This window comes from Lactobacillus sp. UMNPBX1 (assembly GCF_002554085.1).
GTDB lineage: Bacteria > Bacillota > Bacilli > Lactobacillales > Lactobacillaceae > Lactobacillus > Lactobacillus crispatus.
This window is the reverse complement of sequence record NZ_PCZI01000014.1, coordinates 17,756-33,873: the sequence shown is the minus strand read 5'-3', so window position 1 is coordinate 33,873 and position 16,118 is coordinate 17,756. Positions and strand designations below refer to the sequence as shown.

Here is a 16,118-nt window from a genome sequence, read left to right as displayed (position 1 = left end):
GATTTTTTTAGCAAAACAAAAAGCGCCTAAAATGACGCTCTTAAGTAATATGATTACTTATCCTCTTTTTTAGTTTCGTCTGCTTTTTCTTCCGGCTTTTCTGCTGGAGCTTCAGCCTTAGTTTCAGCTGCAGGAGTTGCTGGTGCAGCAACTGGAATCACACGACGGACAGCCATTCTTTCAAAAGTTAAGTAAATGCCATCTGCATCAACCACGATAGTCTTATCACTGTTGATCTTGTCAACCTTACCATGCAAACCATCAACTAAGATGACTTCGTCACCCTTCTTCAATTTGTCCATCATTTGCATTCTTTGTTGTTGTTGCTTCTTTTGAGGACGAATCATACCAAAGTAAGTGAAAGCGATCAAAATAATAAATAAACCGATCATCATCCAGTTGCTACTTGCTGCAGCACCAGCATTTGCTAAAAATAAAATGTTCAAAATTTCCACCTCATTAAAATTATTTTCTAGATATTATAACCATTATACAGAAAATGGGACTATTTATCACCTGGAATTGGTAATCCTAACTGTAAATATGCTTTATCCGTCACCATTCTGCCACGCGGCGTGAGTAAAATAAAACCATGCTGCAACAAATATGGCTCATATAGTGACTCAATCGTTTCCATATCTTCACCAACATTAGCTGCCAAAGTCCGAATACCAACAGGACCACCATTATATCCTTCGATCATCGTTCTCAATAATCTGCGGTCTGTCTGATCAAGTCCCTCATCGTCAACCTGCAATTGTTTTAACGCGCCTTCAGTAGTCTCGAGCGAAATTGTTTTTTCTCCCTTAACTTCCGCAAAATCACGCACCCGCTTAAGTAAGCGATTGGCAACACGAGGTGTACCACGCGAGCGTCGTGCCAATTCATGGGCCGCCTCAGGCGCAATTGAAGTGTGAAAAACATCACTTGAACGCAAAACAATTTGTTCTAGCTCATCGATAGTGTAATACTGCATGTGCTCTACGATGCCAAAGCGATCACGCAAAGGTGCTGACAATTGCCCAGCCAAAGTCGTTGCCCCAATTAGAGTAAATGGTGGCAGCGGCACGTGAACTGCATGAGTAGTCTGCCCCTCGCCAATCACAATATCGATATAGTAGTCTTCCATTGCAGAGTAGAGTACTTCTTCTACTGGTTTAGCTAAACGGTGAATTTCATCAATGAACAAAACATCCCCAGGATCTAAGTCGGACAAAAGTGCCACCAAGTCGCCTGACTTTTCAATGGCCGGACCACTTGTACTCTTTAAATGAACTCCCAATTCATTGGCAATTACGAAAGCCAAAGTTGTCTTTCCTAACCCCGGTGGTCCATAAAGCAAAACGTGATCTAATGCTTCATCACGTTGGCGCGCCGCCTTAATATAAATGCTCATTTCTTTTTTGACCCGCTTTTGACCTAAGTACTGGTCGAGCGTTTGCGGCCGCAAAGAAAGTTCCATTTGTTGTTCTTCAGGATTCTCAATATCACCTGAAGTTACTTGATCTTCTGCCACCAGTTTCACTTCCTTAAAAAATAATCATCTGTTCTATTATACCAAGATCTACTTTTTAAGCAGTAATGCTAAGCCCTTTTTAATATATTGATCTGCAGTATTTGCAGCAACTTTCTCCAGTTTAGGCGTGATCCGATCCACTTCTTTTTGGGTATAACCCAAAGCAATTAAAGCAAGCAGTGCATCATTTAATGCTGGCGGCACATCCTCACCATTGTCTGGACGATCAAGCCGAGCAACATAATCACCTAATTTACCCTTTAAATCAAGCACAATTTGTGAAGCCGTCTTTTTACCCACACCTGGAAAACGAGTTAGGTACTTAACTTCACCTTGTTCAATCGCTTCCGCCAAAGAATTACTATCCTCAGCTGCCATGATTGCCATTGCACTCTTAGGACCAATCCCGCTAACACTAAGTAGTTTTAAGAACAAGCCCTTATCATCTTGACTTTGAAAACCATATAAAGTAATGCCAGTATCACGCACCACTTGCTCAATAAAGACCTTAGCTTTTTGGCCTTGAGTATAGGCAAAAGGTGTAGGACTATAGACCTTGTAGCCAACGCCCCCGACATCAACTACAACATAGCTTGGTGTAACCACAGTAATCACACCTTCAAAATATTCGTACATTATTCATCCTTCTTAAACATTTTTCTCAATTCATTTTGGCTCATTCTAACCAAAATTATCCGTCCATCTGCATCATGATATGGATCAGTACACTTGCGTAAATCAAGTAAAATTTGCTCAGCTTCAGCTGCAGATAATTTAATCTTGCCAGTAATTTCTCGCTTAGCTTGCATTGCTGCTATCCGGCTAAACAGGTTCTTTGCCTTTCCTTTATCCACATTCAAATAACCATCTAAAATCTTCCGAATTGAATCTTCGACATTATCGTGAATCCAAGTTGGATACGAACGAACAATAAAACTATTTTGTCCAAAATCTTCCAAATAGATTCCAACCTGCTTAATCTGTTCTACTTGATCCTTAATTTGCATAAAATCAAGATTACCAAATTCTAAAATAATTGGTGTTAACAAACCTTGTTGTACTACTTTTTTGGCAGTTATCATGTGAAAAATTTGCTCAAATTTTAACCTTCGTCTAGCAGCAACCTGATCAATTAAAAATAGGTCGCCATTATGTTGGGCAAGTAAATAAGTATCGGTCTGTCCAACATAAACCAAGCGAGGCAGATTATTAGCTAAAGTTTCATCCCCACTTGAAATGACTTCCTGATTAGTCCTAGTTGTAGGAAATGGCGTTAGTGCTTGCTGCAGAGCAACATTTTGTTTCCAAGTCTTAGTAACGATATATTGATCATCTTCACGTGGCTGATTAAGATCAACATATTTCTTTACACTATCCTGCTTTACCGCCTCATTTTGAATATTATCTTCTGAATCATCAGATTCAGTCGTTAAAAATTTTGGCTTTTCTTGTTCGCGAATTTCCGGTTCTTTTTTACGAGCTGTATTTACAACATCTTGATTTAAGTTAAAACTAAGCTGATCAACTAGCGTATCACGTTTATTTTCCAAATTAGCAAAAGCGCTAATTTGTTCAACTTTTTCCACAAGTGTATTACTAATTGCACTGGTGATTAAACGACCCAGTTCTTTTTCCTTGGATAAACGAACTTCCTGCTTAGTGGGATGCACGTTAACATCCACTAACAAAGGATCTACTTTAATTGCTAACACAATAATCGGATAATGCCGCGCTGCTAATTTTGAGCCATAGCCATCCAGAATCGCAGTATTTAATTGAAAATTTTTAATATAGCGGCCGTTTAAGAGAATCGAAATAAAATTGCGTGTAGAACGTGTTAATTCCGGTTTAGACATCAGACCTGTAATCTTAAAATCGCTGTCTTTTGCCTCAAATTTTTCCATTTTTTCTGCGATATGACGACCATACACGTTAGCAACTGTTTGCTTTAAATTATTATTTCCTGGCGTTCTTAATAAAATTTTGCCAGTATTTGACAAAGTGAAAGACACATGTGGATAACCTAACGCAAGTCGATTAATAATATCCACAATCTTCATAATTTCAGTTCTTGGACTACGCAAATACTTTAATCTGGCTGGCGTGTTAAAGAACAAATCCTTGACTGTAATTTTTGTTCCCTTACGAGCCGCTGCATCTTCTTGGCCTTTTTTATTGCCTCCACTATAGTTAGCTCGAATACCAATTGCGTTTTCAGTTGCAGTCAGAATTTCCACATGGCTAACAGCAGAAATCGAAGCTAATGCTTCTCCGCGGAAGCCTAAAGTGGAAACTTTAAATAAATCGTGTTCATTGGCAATCTTGCTTGTCGCATGTCGGGTAAAGGCTAGATCAACTTGATCACGTGCAATCCCCGTCCCATTGTCTTGAACTACAATCTGTTTCAAACCAGCATCTACAAAATCAACGCGAATTCGAGTAGCACCAGCATCTAACGAGTTTTCTACTAATTCCTTAACTACGCTAGCTGGGCGCTCAATTACTTCTCCGGCTGCAATCTGATTAGTTAAAGTTTCCGATAACTCATGAATTTTGCTCATTAATCGTCATCCTTTAAATCTTTTTGCCAATCAGCTACCATTTGCATAACCTGCAACGGTGTCTTATCTGCTAAATAAAGATTAGAAATATCATCAAGTATATCTTGTTGTGCATCAGTTATTGCGGGCTTGTCATTTTGTGTTTCAGTTTCTTCAACACTGTTTTCCACAGGCTCTGCAAATAAATCTAATTGCTGCGAAACTGGTGCTAGTTCACTGCCTTGTGCTTCAAGCCGCTTTAATAATTTAGTTGCCTCTCGCAAAACGTTGCGCGGCAAACCTGCTAATTGAGCTACATGAATTCCGTAACTTTGATCAGCAGGTCCAGGTAGGATTTTATGCAAGAAGATTAACTTGCCATTTTCTTCGGTAGCACCAACGTGAATATTTTTCAGATGATCCAGAGTCTCATCCATCACTGTCAATTCATGATAGTGCGTAGCAAATAATGCCTTAGCACCAACTTTGTCGTGTAAGTACTTAACAATTGCACCAGCTAAAGCCATTCCATCGTAAGTAGCCGTACCACGACCAATTTCGTCAAAGAGAACCAAACTGCGCTTAGTAGCATACTGCAAGGCTTCATTAGCTTCACTCATCTCTACCATAAAGGTACTTTGACCTGAAATTAAGTCATCAGCTGCTCCAATTCTTGTAAAAATTTGATCAAAAATTGGCAAATCAGCACTATCAGCTGGCACAAAGGAACCTACTTGAGCCATGATCGCAATCAAAGCCATTTGTCTCATATAGGTACTCTTACCAGACATGTTAGGACCTGTAATTAAATAAATGTTGGTTCCTTCATCCATTTTGACATCGTTAGGAATATATGAACCAGCCGTCATTACTTTTTCCACAACTGGATGACGGCCGTTAGTCACATTAATATCTTGATTATCTGCGTGAAAAGTTGGCCGGCAATAATTATTTTGTTCAGCTACTGTCGCAAAACCACAATAAACATCCAGCGCTGCTAGTTGCCCACCTAATTTTTGTAAAGCAGGGATATACTTCTTAACGTCCTCACGCAGCTTAACAAATAAATCATATTCCAAGTCAGTTGACCGTGTCTGTGCCTCAAGAATTAGATTCTCATGTTCCTTGAGTTCCGGTGTGATATAACGCTCAGCGTTAGTCAAAGTTTGTTTACGCGTATAACGATCAAGTGGCACCTTAGACTTGTTACCGTTAGAAACCTGAATATAATAGCCAAAGACCTTGTTATAACCGACCTTTAAGTTATCAATACCTGTCTTTTGCCGCTCATCTGCTTCCATCTCAGCCAACCATTTTTTTCCATTGTTCATGGCATCCCGATAGCGATCAAGCTGCGGATCAACCCCACCTTGAATCAGGCCACCTTCAGTAGTCAACACAGGTGGATCCTTCACGATAGTGGAAGTAATCATTTCGGCAACGCCCTTTAATGGATCAATTTTTTTAGCAAAATCGACCAAGATATCTGAATCTGATTGCTCTAAAGCATCTAAAATAACTGGAACGGCCTGCAAAGAACGTGATAATTGTAGTAATTCGCGCGCATTAACGTTACCAAAAGCAATTCGACCAGTTAAACGCTCCAGGTCGTAAACACCCTTTAAGGCATCAACTGCATTTTCTCGTGTAAAGTAGCCATCAAGCAAGGCCTGCACCATTTCTTCACGATGGTTAATTTCATCCATGTTTAATAATGGACGAGCTAGCCACTGCTTAAGCAAGCGTCCACCCATGGCAGTGTGTGTTTTATCCAAAACCCAGAAAAGTGAACCCATTTTTTTGCCAGTTTTGGCAGAAGCAACCAATTCCAAATTATTCTGCACAGTATGTGACATCTGCAAATATTGATTTACTTCATAGCTTTTGGCAATCTGCAAGTGCGCTAAACTTCTCTTTTGAGTTGAAAGCAAATAGCCAACTAACTGACGGGTAGCCTCTTTTTCAGCCCCATTAGTCAAATTCTGTTCAACATACGAAATTTCCGCATGCTCGCCTTCAATTGGTGTAGGTGCTGAAACCGTAATATTTGCCTTGTGCATAAAGTCCTTGTTTTGTTCAGTTAATGGGCCGTTATACACAACTTCACGAGTACGAAGTGACAAGAGCTCATTGGAAACAGCATCGAAACTCTTTAAATGAGTAGCATAAATTTCACCAGTGGATAAATCACTGTAGGCTAAACCAAAGCCACTCTTAGTGGTAATTACTGATGTTAAGTAATTTGAATCTTTAGCATCATTTGGGCCTTCATTCATCATGGTTCCCGGCGTCACTAATTGAATAATTCCCCGTTTAACCATGCCTTTGGCCTTTTTAGGATCCTCAAGTTGTTCACAAAGTGCTACTTTATAACCCTTTTCAACTAAAGTATTTACATAAGTATCCACAGCCATATGAGGCACACCTGCCATTGGAATTGGATTCTTAGTTCTATTTGATCGGTGCGTTAAAGTCAATTCAAGAATCTGTGCACCTTTAACTGCGTCATCTTCAAACAGTTCGTAAAAGTCTCCGACGCGATAAAAAAGAAAGGCATCAGGATATTGTTTTTTAATTTCGTAATATTGCTCCATCATTGGAGTTGTTTTTTCCGTCATTTATGTCTCTTTCCTATTTCGTATTTTAGATAGAGTTACGTACAATATTATACGCTACAAAAAGAAAAACTTCGAAGCTGAACTGATTGTTTAACTTCGAAGTCATTTTAATTATATTTGTTTTTGAACTAGAGTGAGAGTTTGTGCATAAGTTTAGTGCTAAAGCACTGTAAATGAACTTGATTACTTCGTAATCAAGAATTATATATCTAAATGCTAAAGCATTAAGATATATAATTACATACCCATTCCTGGTGCACCAGCTTGTGGAGCTGGGTTAGCTGGCTTTTCTTCAGGAATTTCTGCAACAACAGCTTCAGTAGTAAGCAGAAGAGCGGCAATTGAAGCAGCATTTTGCAAAGCGGTTCTGGTTACCTTGGTTGGGTCAATGATACCAGCATCTACCATGTTTTCCCAAGTATCAGTAGCAGCATTGTAGCCAATTTCGTTTTCTTGCTTGAGTAAGTGGTTCAAAACAACTTCACCATTCTTACCTGCGTTTTCAGCAATTTGACGAACTGGTGCTGACAAAGCTCTTAATACGATTTGGATACCAGTATTTTCATCTGCAGTATCAGCCTTAAGATCATTGATAGCCTTCTCAACGTCTACTAAAGCAGTACCACCACCAGCAACGTAACCTTCGTCAACAGCGGCACGAGTTGAGTTCAAAGCGTCTTCAATTCTGTAACGACGTTCCTTCAATTCGGTTTCAGTAGCAGCACCTACGTGGATAACAGCTACACCACCAGTTAACTTAGCAAGACGTTCTTGAAGCTTCTTCTTGTCAAAGTCTGAAGTTGATTCTTCAATTTGCTTTCTGATTGAATCTTCACGTTCTTGAATAGCATCCTTTGAACCAGCACCGTCAACAATAGTAGTTGAGTCCTTGGTTACAGTTACACGACGAGCTTGACCTAATTGATCAATCTTAGTGTCCTTTAATTCAAGACCTAAGTCATCAGTAATCACAGTACCACCAGTCAAAGCAGCAATATCTTGTAACTGAGCCTTACGACGGTCACCAAAGCCAGGAGCCTTAACAGCTACAACGTTGAAGGTACCACGAATCTTGTTCAATACAAGTGTTGGAAGAGCTTCACCAGTAACGTCATCAGCAATGATCAATAATGACTTACCTTGTTGAACAATTTCTTGAAGAAGTGGCAAGATATCTTGAATGTTTGAGATCTTCTTGTCAGTGATCAAAATGTAAGGATTATCAAGATCTGCTTCCATCTTATCGTTGTCAGTTACCATGTATTGTGATAAGTAACCACGATCAAATTGCATACCTTCAACTACTGAAAGTTCAGTGTTGATACCACGTGAATCTTCAATAGTGATAACGCCATCGTGACCAACCTTTTCCATAGCGTCAGCGATTAAGTTACCAACTTCCTTTGAAGATGATGAAACTGCAGCTACGTTAGCAATTTGGTCTCTTGATTCAACCTTGTGGCTAATCTTGTGCAATTCATTAACAGCAGCTTCAGTAGCTTTTTCAATACCACGACGAATGCCAACTGGGTTAGCACCAGCAGTTACGTTCTTCATACCTTCATTAGTAATTGCTTGAGTCAAAACAGTTGCGGTAGTAGTACCGTCACCAGCAATATCATTAGTCTTTTGAGCAGCTTCAGCAACAAGTTTAGCACCCATGTTTTCGTAGTGATCCTTTAACTCGATGGACTTTGCAATGGTAACACCATCGTTAGTGATGTCAGGGTTGCCGTAACTTTGTTCCAAAACAACGTTTCTACCCTTAGGACCAATAGTAGTCTTAACAGTATCAGCTAACTTATTAACACCCTTTAAAAGAGAACGTCTTGCATTTTCTGAGAATTTAATATCTTTTGCCATAGATTATCTATGCTCCTTAATTTACTTAATTATCGTTGGAAATTTTAACTAAATTACTTAGCAATAGCTAAAATGTCTTTTTCGTGAAGGACTAAGTACTTTTCACCTTCGTATTCAACGTCAGTGCCTGAGTATTTATCGTAAAGAACTACGTCACCCTTCTTAACAGCCATTGGAATCTTTTCACCGTTTGATGCGTAAGCACCTTCACCAACAGCTACAACTTCGCCTTCAGTTGGCTTCTTCTTAGCATTTGATGCTAAAACGATGCCACCAACAGTTTCTTCTTCTTCTTTCTTAACTTTAACGATCACGCGATCACCAATTGGTTGTAACACGTTTAGTCCCCCTTATGTTTAATTTTCTTCATTATATTTTTTATTACTTTATTAATCATTAGCACTCTTATTTGCTAAGTGCTAACTTACAAATATGATAATAAACTGTTTTGTGAAAAAAAGCAAGAAAAAATTAGCACTTTTTTCAATTGAGTGCTAATTTTGATTTTTCTTAACTTTTTTAACTAATTACAGTAATCAAACCATCAATAATGCCGTAAGTTAATCCCATTACATAGTACTTCCTATAAGCATCCCAGAAATCATGGCATTCTTTCTTATCTTTACCATCAATAAAAAAATATTTACCACTTTTTCTGCTGCTAAAAGTCTTAACCAAAGCATAGAAAACAGCAACTAGCGCCATAATAATGAATAGAATGATTGGGAAGAAGTAGCCAATAATATTTTGTAAGTTATATGCTACACCTGCTGCAATTACCACTAATAGATAAATTACAGCAACTAGTGGATTGCAGATCAAACGTGGCATTTTTACTTTAACCGACAATAACAGCGATAAAAGTAGCGGCAAGCTTAAGATAATTATTAAAACTAACACGTAAATATTATTGATCTCTTTTAATTGGGACGCAAAAGTATGATCAAGCTTACCCCAGAAAATACTTAGAATACCTACTACCCAATAGACAGCCGTCATAATCCAGACATGTTTAAGCGTGCTGTTCTTTTTCATTCTTATTATCCTTTATTGATTAGCAAAATTATAGCATAGAGCATACTATTTAACGGGGCGAGCATAAGTGATTCGACCTTTGGCCAGCTTATCGCTCAGTGAGCTACCTAAACTAGAGCGGTGCACATCATCTACACCTAAGTTGCCGCCCTCTTCAATAATTTGCGTGTCCCAACCATCATATTTGCCATCAACAATTGCTGCATGTCCGTTTTGACCAACACCATTGCCAGTATTAACAATCACAATATCACCTGGGCGAATATTCTTGGCAGAAATTTTCTTCAAATAGCCATGAGTACTTTTAGCATCTCGTTCCATTGGCAGAGTAAAAAATGGAGCATTTCCTACACGATATCCTGCTCTCTTCATTACGATCCACACAAATCCTGAACAATCAGTTGAACCGTTTTTATTAGGATGACGCCAACTGCCAAAATTAGTTCGGTATGCACCTGTTCCATAAGTGAAATAGCCTAATAATTTACGAGCATTCTTAATCACTCTATTATGATATCCTGAATCATCGAACATCGCTGGAGATGGATCCTCATTAATATTGTCATACCAAGCTATGTCAAAATTCACATCATCAGAGCTTAATTCTGTTGACTGATCTGAATCATCATTCACATCATCTTGTACCTGATATGCCTCAAGCTTTGCTTTTTCTTGAGCATAATTTAAAACATTATTTTGTTTAATGTATGCGTTAGGACCGATCTTATAATAAGCAGTACCATTAATCGTCTTAGTTCCTTGCACATTAATGAACTTGCCTTCATATAGTTGTGATTCAATTACTGGAACATTACCGGTTTGTATCTGACCACGTGTCTTAAAACTGGTTCTCTTACCATTACTCTTATACACATTAGAAGTAGTTTTAACTACATAATCTGTCTTAGGATTAGGCACTGTTATCGCTGCCTTTATTTTAGAGCTAGTTAGATTAATGCTAAAGACAGTTAATCCAGTTACTAATACTCCAATAACTCCACTTTTTAACTTCATAAAACATACCCTCACTTTGTTTTTCTTTATAGAGAACATTTTACTCAAACTTAAAATTGAAGTGCAACACTTAGTACTAAAAAACGCCAAGAAACAATCTTTCTTAGCGTCTTTTATTCTAATTGTTTTAATTTTTTCTAGAGGAGTAGAAGAAACTAATTGTGTGCAGTAACAGCAATCAACTTGTCGCCGTGCTTGTCACCCGCATCAGTAATTCTTGAAACATTTGCATAGTTGGCAGTGTTAGTAATTACTACCATGACAGTAGTATCATAGCCTGCCTTCTTCACAGCATCTAAGTCAACTGTGCCGAGCTTATCGCCCTTGTTAACTCTTTGACCTTGCTTAACGAAACTTTCGAAGTGCTCGCCCTTAAGGTTTACAGTATCAAGACCAATGTGAATCAATACTTCTGCACCATCGTCTGACTTAATGCCATAAGCATGCTTAGTTTCATAAGCAATAGTCACAGTACCAGTAACTGGTGAATAGATCGTACCATCACTTGGAATAACGGCTGCACCATCACCCATTAACTTAGCAGAGAATACTTGATCATTAACTTTAGTTAAACTCTCAGGAGTACCATCAACTGGTGAAGCAATAACTTCATCCTTTAATGCCATTTGTTCCTTACCAAGCTTTTCAGCCTTTTGAGTTTCTTCAGCATAATCAGTTGCGTCGTTTACTGGAACATCTTGTTCAGCAACTTCTTCCTTCAAATGACCCTTACCATAAACATAAGTAAGGATAAAGGCAACAGCAAAACTAATTAATACGGAAACAACCCACATTGGAATAGTCTTAGGATAAATTGAAAGGAAGCCTAAGAAACCAGCTGAACCAAGAGCGGCTGCAGTAACATGCATCAAACCCGCAAAAGCAGCAGCTACACCTGAACCAATTAAGGCACAGAAGAATGGGAATTTATACTTCAAGTTAACACCGAAAAGTGCTGGTTCAGTAATACCAAGAAGTGCTGAAACACCTGATGAACTAGCCAAGCCCTTCATCTTCTTGTTCTTAGTTAAGAAGTAAACAGCGAAAGTTGCGGCACCTTGAGCTACGTTAGCCATACATGCGGTAACAAAGATAAAGTCACCAGAGCTGGCTGGATTCTTAGCAAAGGCTGCTAAAAGCTGAGTTTCAACCGCTGGAAAACTTTGATGAAGCCCAGTAGTAACAATAGCTGAATAGGTAAGACCAAAGACACCCATCCCAAAGGCACCAGTAGTGTCATATAGCCAAACGATAGCATTGGTAATACCATCTGATACGCCTTTGAAGACTGGCCCAATAATTGTAAAAGTCAAAAAGCCAGTAATCATAATTGAAAGAAGTGGCGTAAAGGTAAAGTCAACAGCTGATGGCAAGTGCTTGTGGAAGTACTTTTCCAAAATTGACAATACCCAAACAGCTACTAAAACTGGAATAACCTGGTATTGATAGTTAGTTTGCGCAACATGCAAGCCAAAAATGTCCCAGAAGTGATTTGCACCAAGGAGTCCAGGTGTCGTCATAATCATTCCGATTGTAGCACCCAAGAATTGGTTAGCACCGAACCGTTTAGCTGCCGACATTCCGACTAGAATTGGCATAAAAATAAACGGAGCTGCTGACATAACTTGAATCATACTTGAAATACCAGCAACATTCGGTACCATCTGAACAACTGACTTTGGTCCAAACAGACCTGGTGAAGTCAAGAAGTTGTTCAAAGCCATCAACAAACCACCAGCAACTAAGGCTGGAATGATTGGAACAAAGATGTCAGACAAAAGTTTAATGAAATCCATTACTGGATTCTTCTTTTTACCTTCTGCAGCAACCTTCTTCAAATCATCGGTTGATAATTCTTTTAAACCAGTGATTTTAATGAACTCATCGTAAACGTCATTAACATCTCCTGGCCCAATAATTACTTGATATTGACCATTGGTTTTAAAAGTACCCTTAACATCTGGATCATTATCCAATGCTTTTTGGTCGACTTTTGAATCATCTTTTAATACTAAACGCAGACGAGTAGCACAGTGGGCACCGGCAATAATATTGTCACGGCCGACGTCTTTAATTACTCGTTCAGCCACTTTTCTGTGGTCCATATTGATTCCTCCTATGTAAACGTTTTATTCTCAATTCACTAATTATGATAACGCATTCAAAAAATATGTCAATCGTTTGACATAAAATTCTTTATTTCTTTTATTTACTTATGAATTAATAAGTATTTTCCTTTCTGTTAAACGTTTGACATATTTTTCAGACTAACTTAAAATACATGTAAAAAGACAACGCTTTCATGGAGGTATATTTATGGAATGGACAAGAGAAAAACGTTACTTACCTTATCAAGATTGGGACGCTGATACATTAATGCATTTGCAAGCACAAGCCGCAAACTCCCCTTACCAAATGCGCTATCATTTGCATCCTATTTCTGGCTTAATTAATGACCCTAATGGATTTTCCTACTTTGATGGTGCTTACCACCTCTTCTATCAATCATATCCATTCGGCGCAGTTCACGGTCTAAAGTCATGGTGGCACTTCAAATCAACTGACATGGTTCACTGGGAAAACTTAGGCTTAGGTATTGAACCAGACACAATGGCTGATTCACATGGAGCTTATTCTGGCTCTGCTCGCGAAATCGATGGTAAGCTTTTCATCATGTATACCGGTAACCACCGCGATGAAAATTGGGTACGTACTCCTTATCAAATCGGTGCTTGGATGGATAAAAATAATAAAGTTTCAGACAAAACCATCCTATTTAAGAATCCAGATCACATCACCGAACATTTTCGCGATCCCCAAATTATCAAAGAAAATGACACTTACTACGCAATTTTAGGTGCCCAAGATAAAAAGGAAAAACACGGTCACATTGACGTTTGGAAGTCTCAGGATCTAAAGAACTGGGAAGAATTGGGCTTCTTAGACTTTACCAACGAAGACATGGGCTACATGATCGAGTGTCCCAACATCGTCCGTGTTGATGGCAAAGTCGTGGTCATTTTCTGTCCTCAGGGTTTAGACAAAAAAGTAGCAGCTTATGATGACATTTACCCAAATATGTACGTTATTGCTGATGATATTGACTGGGAAAATCATAAGTTAATTAATCCAGGTAAATTACACAATTTGGATCACGGGTTCGATGTTTATGCCACTCAGGCCTTTAACGCCCCAGATGGTAATGCCTACGAAGTCAGTTGGGTTGGCTTGCCTGACACTACTTACCCTACTGATGATGAAAACTGGGCTAACTGCTTGAGTCAAGTGAAGGAACTCCACCTAAAGAGTGACAAGTTAATTCAAACGCCAGTTAAGGCAATAAGCAGTATCCGCAAAAACGAAGCAAGCGTATCTAATCAAGTAGTCAGCGATCAAGCCGGCCAACAATTTGAACTTGAATTAACAATTAAGGCTAACCAAAGTGGCACTTTACATTTAGCTGCAAATAATGACTTAAGTAACAGTTTACAGCTCAATTTCGATACCAAAAATGGTAAATTAGTATTAGATCGTGCTCATGCTGGGCAAAAAGTAGCAGTTGATTATGGCGAAAGTCGAGCTATTACGCTTTCACCAAATCATGACCTCAAGCTTGATATCTTTGTTGATCATTCATTAATTGAAGTATTCGTTAATGATGGTGAAAAGGTATTGACTGGACGCTACTTTGCCGATCAGACCAACAAAAAAATTGCGTTTGCTCAAGACATTGACTACACTGGCAAGCTTTGGCAAATGCAAACAATTCTTTAAACATCAGGTGATACTATGGCAGCAAAATTAAGCGACGTTGCCAAAAAAGCCGGTTGCTCTGTAACTACCGTTTCGCGGGTAATCAACAACCATGGCTATTTAAGTCAAAAAACTAAAGATAAAGTTTTTGCCGCAATGCGGGAATTAAATTATCGTCCCAATTCTATTGCCCGCTCATTACAAGGAAAGAAAATGAAATTAGTCGGTTTGATTTTTCCTGAGATCACTAATCCTTTTTTTGCGGAATTAGTACAGGATATCGAAACCACTTTATTCCAACAAAACTATAAAGTAATCCTATGCAATGCAGGACAAAACAAAGAAAAAGAACGCGAATATCTGCGCATGCTTCAGGCTAATCAAGTTGATGGCATTATCGCTGGTGCGCACAATCTAGGTATCAATGAATACCAACAACTAGGTTTGCCAATTGTCTCTTTCGACCGAAAGCTATCTGATAATGTTCCAATTGTTAGTTGTGATAATTATCAAGGCATCAAGTTGGCAGTACATGACTTGGTTCAAGCTGGTTGTCACAAAATTTACTTTCTGGGCAATGAACACAGAAAAGGTAATCCGACTGACGAACGACTAGCAGCTTATCTTGATGAAGCAAAGGAATGTCACTTTTCAGCCCACATTCGTTCAGTTGCTTTTTCTGATTCTTCCAACATTAAAAATATGAAAATTCATGACATGTTAGTCAATGATCATCCTGATGGCGTCGTCTGCACAGATGATTTAACTGCAGTTTTAGTTTTACAAGAAGCAAAAAAATTAGGCATTAAAGTGCCTAAGGAATTAAAAGTGATTGGTTTTGACGGAACAAAGCAAATTCAAACTTACCATTCGGAACTATCCACAATTGCTCAGCCAATTCATGATATTGCAACTTTATTGGTTAAGTTATTGCTTACCCGAATTTCCAATCCCGACGAAAAATTGCGCCAAAAGAATTATATTTTGCCTGTCAAATTAATCAAGAGTGAAACAACTGCATGAAAAAAAGCCGAAAATCGGCTTTTTCTTTTACTCAAATTTAGTTTTCTTTGTCACTATCTAAGAAATAGATCAACGTTTGCAATTCTGTTGCTAAGTCTACATTTTGTACTCGCACATCAGCTGGAGCTGATAAACGAATCGGAGTAAAGTTCATAATTCCCTTTACACCCGCATCAACCATTTCATCTGTAGTTTTCTGAGCAGCTGTTGAAGGAACTGTCAAAATTGCAATTGTAATCTGTTGATCACTTAGTTGTTGCTTTAAGTCGTCCATATCATAAACAGGGACACCACTTAAGATACGACCAGTAATCTCCTTATTGATATCAAAAGCACAGGAAATTCGAATATTATTACTGCGCTTAAAGTTGTAATTAAGCAGCGCCCGTCCCAGATTACCTACACCTATTAAAGCAACATTAGTTAAAGTATCTTGATTCAAAATTTTCTTGAAGAAGCTCAATAAATTCTTTACATCATATCCATAGCCACGTTTTCCCAACGCACCAAAATATGAAAAGTCTCTTCTAATTGAAGCACTATCTACTTGAACTGCCTCTGACAGCTCAGTTGAAGAAACCTTATCTTTGCCTTCTTCATTTAAAATAATCAAATAACGGTAATATAATGGTAATCTTTTTGCCGTTGCTTTTGGGATTTTTATTTTTTCCATATAGGAACCCTCCAAACTTAAATGTTTGTGAATGTACAATCAAGCACTACTATCATACCTGCTATGATAGTACTTATGCAAGT

13 protein-coding genes are annotated in these 16,118 nt (G+C 38.4%); 2 read left to right on the top strand and 11 right to left on the bottom strand.

The window, feature by feature from the left end; translation table 11 throughout:
- Nucleotides 1-53: 53 nt before the first annotated feature.
- From yajC to CP352_RS07855, 10 genes are all read right to left on the bottom strand, one after another.
- The gene (yajC, locus tag CP352_RS07900; RefSeq protein WP_013085872.1) at nucleotides 54-446 is read right to left on the bottom strand and encodes a preprotein translocase subunit YajC; all 393 of its coding nucleotides are present in this window, start codon (nucleotides 444-446) and stop codon (nucleotides 54-56) included.
- A gap of 59 nt (nucleotides 447-505) precedes the next feature.
- Nucleotides 506-1,525, bottom strand: a complete 1,020-nt coding sequence (ruvB, locus tag CP352_RS07895; protein ID WP_013085871.1) for a Holliday junction branch migration DNA helicase RuvB — start codon at nucleotides 1,523-1,525, stop codon at nucleotides 506-508.
- A gap of 39 nt (nucleotides 1,526-1,564) precedes the next feature.
- Entirely contained in the window at nucleotides 1,565-2,152 is a 588-nt protein-coding gene (gene ruvA, locus CP352_RS07890; RefSeq protein WP_013085870.1) for a Holliday junction branch migration protein RuvA, read from the bottom strand.
- Nucleotides 2,152-4,077 carry a DNA mismatch repair endonuclease MutL gene (mutL, locus tag CP352_RS07885; protein WP_089142862.1) on the bottom strand — a complete coding sequence of 642 codons (1,926 nt, stop codon included), beginning with the start codon at nucleotides 4,075-4,077 and terminating at the stop codon, nucleotides 2,152-2,154. The genes ruvA and mutL overlap by 1 nt, the downstream gene beginning before the upstream one ends.
- Nucleotides 4,077-6,653 (bottom strand): DNA mismatch repair protein MutS, encoded by a 2,577-nt coding sequence (gene mutS / locus CP352_RS07880; protein ID WP_089142870.1) that lies wholly within the window; start codon nucleotides 6,651-6,653, stop codon nucleotides 4,077-4,079. The genes mutL and mutS overlap by 1 nt, the downstream gene beginning before the upstream one ends.
- Before the next feature lie 258 nt (nucleotides 6,654-6,911).
- Nucleotides 6,912-8,537 carry a chaperonin GroEL gene (gene groL, locus CP352_RS07875; protein ID WP_005720558.1) on the bottom strand — a complete coding sequence of 542 codons (1,626 nt, stop codon included), beginning with the start codon at nucleotides 8,535-8,537 and terminating at the stop codon, nucleotides 6,912-6,914.
- Nucleotides 8,538-8,590: 53 nt separating this feature from the next.
- On the bottom strand, nucleotides 8,591-8,875 hold the full coding sequence (gene groES / locus CP352_RS07870) for a co-chaperone GroES (protein WP_005720560.1): 285 nt from the start codon (nucleotides 8,873-8,875) through the stop codon (nucleotides 8,591-8,593).
- 181 nt (nucleotides 8,876-9,056) lie between these two features.
- A complete protein-coding gene (locus CP352_RS07865; RefSeq protein ID WP_089142861.1) occupies nucleotides 9,057-9,572 on the bottom strand; it encodes a hypothetical protein in 516 nt (171 codons plus the stop codon).
- Nucleotides 9,573-9,617: 45 nt separating this feature from the next.
- On the bottom strand, nucleotides 9,618-10,586 hold the full coding sequence (locus CP352_RS07860) for an NlpC/P60 family protein (RefSeq protein WP_081307130.1): 969 nt from the start codon (nucleotides 10,584-10,586) through the stop codon (nucleotides 9,618-9,620).
- A gap of 155 nt (nucleotides 10,587-10,741) precedes the next feature.
- A complete protein-coding gene (locus CP352_RS07855; protein WP_005720565.1) occupies nucleotides 10,742-12,691 on the bottom strand; it encodes a sucrose-specific PTS transporter subunit IIBC in 1,950 nt (649 codons plus the stop codon).
- A 211-nt stretch (nucleotides 12,692-12,902) separates the two neighbouring features.
- On the opposite strand from CP352_RS07855, the gene CP352_RS07850 reads away from it, so the two are divergent.
- Nucleotides 12,903-14,360, top strand: coding sequence for a sucrose-6-phosphate hydrolase (locus CP352_RS07850; protein ID WP_089142860.1), 1,458 nt, complete (start codon nucleotides 12,903-12,905; stop codon nucleotides 14,358-14,360).
- A gap of 15 nt (nucleotides 14,361-14,375) precedes the next feature.
- Nucleotides 14,376-15,362 (top strand): LacI family DNA-binding transcriptional regulator, encoded by a 987-nt coding sequence (locus CP352_RS07845; protein ID WP_013085865.1) that lies wholly within the window; start codon nucleotides 14,376-14,378, stop codon nucleotides 15,360-15,362.
- Between the two features lie 37 nt (nucleotides 15,363-15,399).
- On the opposite strand, the gene CP352_RS07840 is transcribed toward CP352_RS07845, so the two are convergent.
- Nucleotides 15,400-16,035 carry a redox-sensing transcriptional repressor Rex gene (locus CP352_RS07840; RefSeq protein ID WP_005720571.1) on the bottom strand — a complete coding sequence of 212 codons (636 nt, stop codon included), beginning with the start codon at nucleotides 16,033-16,035 and terminating at the stop codon, nucleotides 15,400-15,402.
- Nucleotides 16,036-16,118 lie beyond the last annotated feature (83 nt).

Excerpts from the sequence above, each read along its gene's own strand:
- CP352_RS07845 (WP_013085865.1), top strand. The coding sequence starts at position 14,376 with ATGGCAGCAAAATTAAGCGACGTTGCCAAAAAAGCCGGTTGCTCTGTA.
- mutL (WP_089142862.1), bottom strand. The coding sequence starts at position 4,077 with ATGAGCAAAATTCATGAGTTATCGGAAACTTTAACTAATCAGATTGCA.
- CP352_RS07860 (WP_081307130.1), bottom strand. The coding sequence starts at position 10,586 with ATGAAGTTAAAAAGTGGAGTTATTGGAGTATTAGTAACTGGATTAACT.
- CP352_RS07840 (WP_005720571.1), bottom strand. The coding sequence starts at position 16,035 with ATGGAAAAAATAAAAATCCCAAAAGCAACGGCAAAAAGATTACCATTA.
- ruvA (WP_013085870.1), bottom strand. The coding sequence starts at position 2,152 with ATGTACGAATATTTTGAAGGTGTGATTACTGTGGTTACACCAAGCTAT.
- CP352_RS07850 (WP_089142860.1), top strand. The coding sequence starts at position 12,903 with ATGGAATGGACAAGAGAAAAACGTTACTTACCTTATCAAGATTGGGAC.
- CP352_RS07865 (WP_089142861.1), bottom strand. The coding sequence starts at position 9,572 with ATGAAAAAGAACAGCACGCTTAAACATGTCTGGATTATGACGGCTGTC.
- mutS (WP_089142870.1), bottom strand. The coding sequence starts at position 6,653 with ATGATGGAGCAATATTACGAAATTAAAAAACAATATCCTGATGCCTTT.
- groL (WP_005720558.1), bottom strand. The coding sequence starts at position 8,537 with ATGGCAAAAGATATTAAATTCTCAGAAAATGCAAGACGTTCTCTTTTA.
- CP352_RS07855 (WP_005720565.1), bottom strand. The coding sequence starts at position 12,691 with ATGGACCACAGAAAAGTGGCTGAACGAGTAATTAAAGACGTCGGCCGT.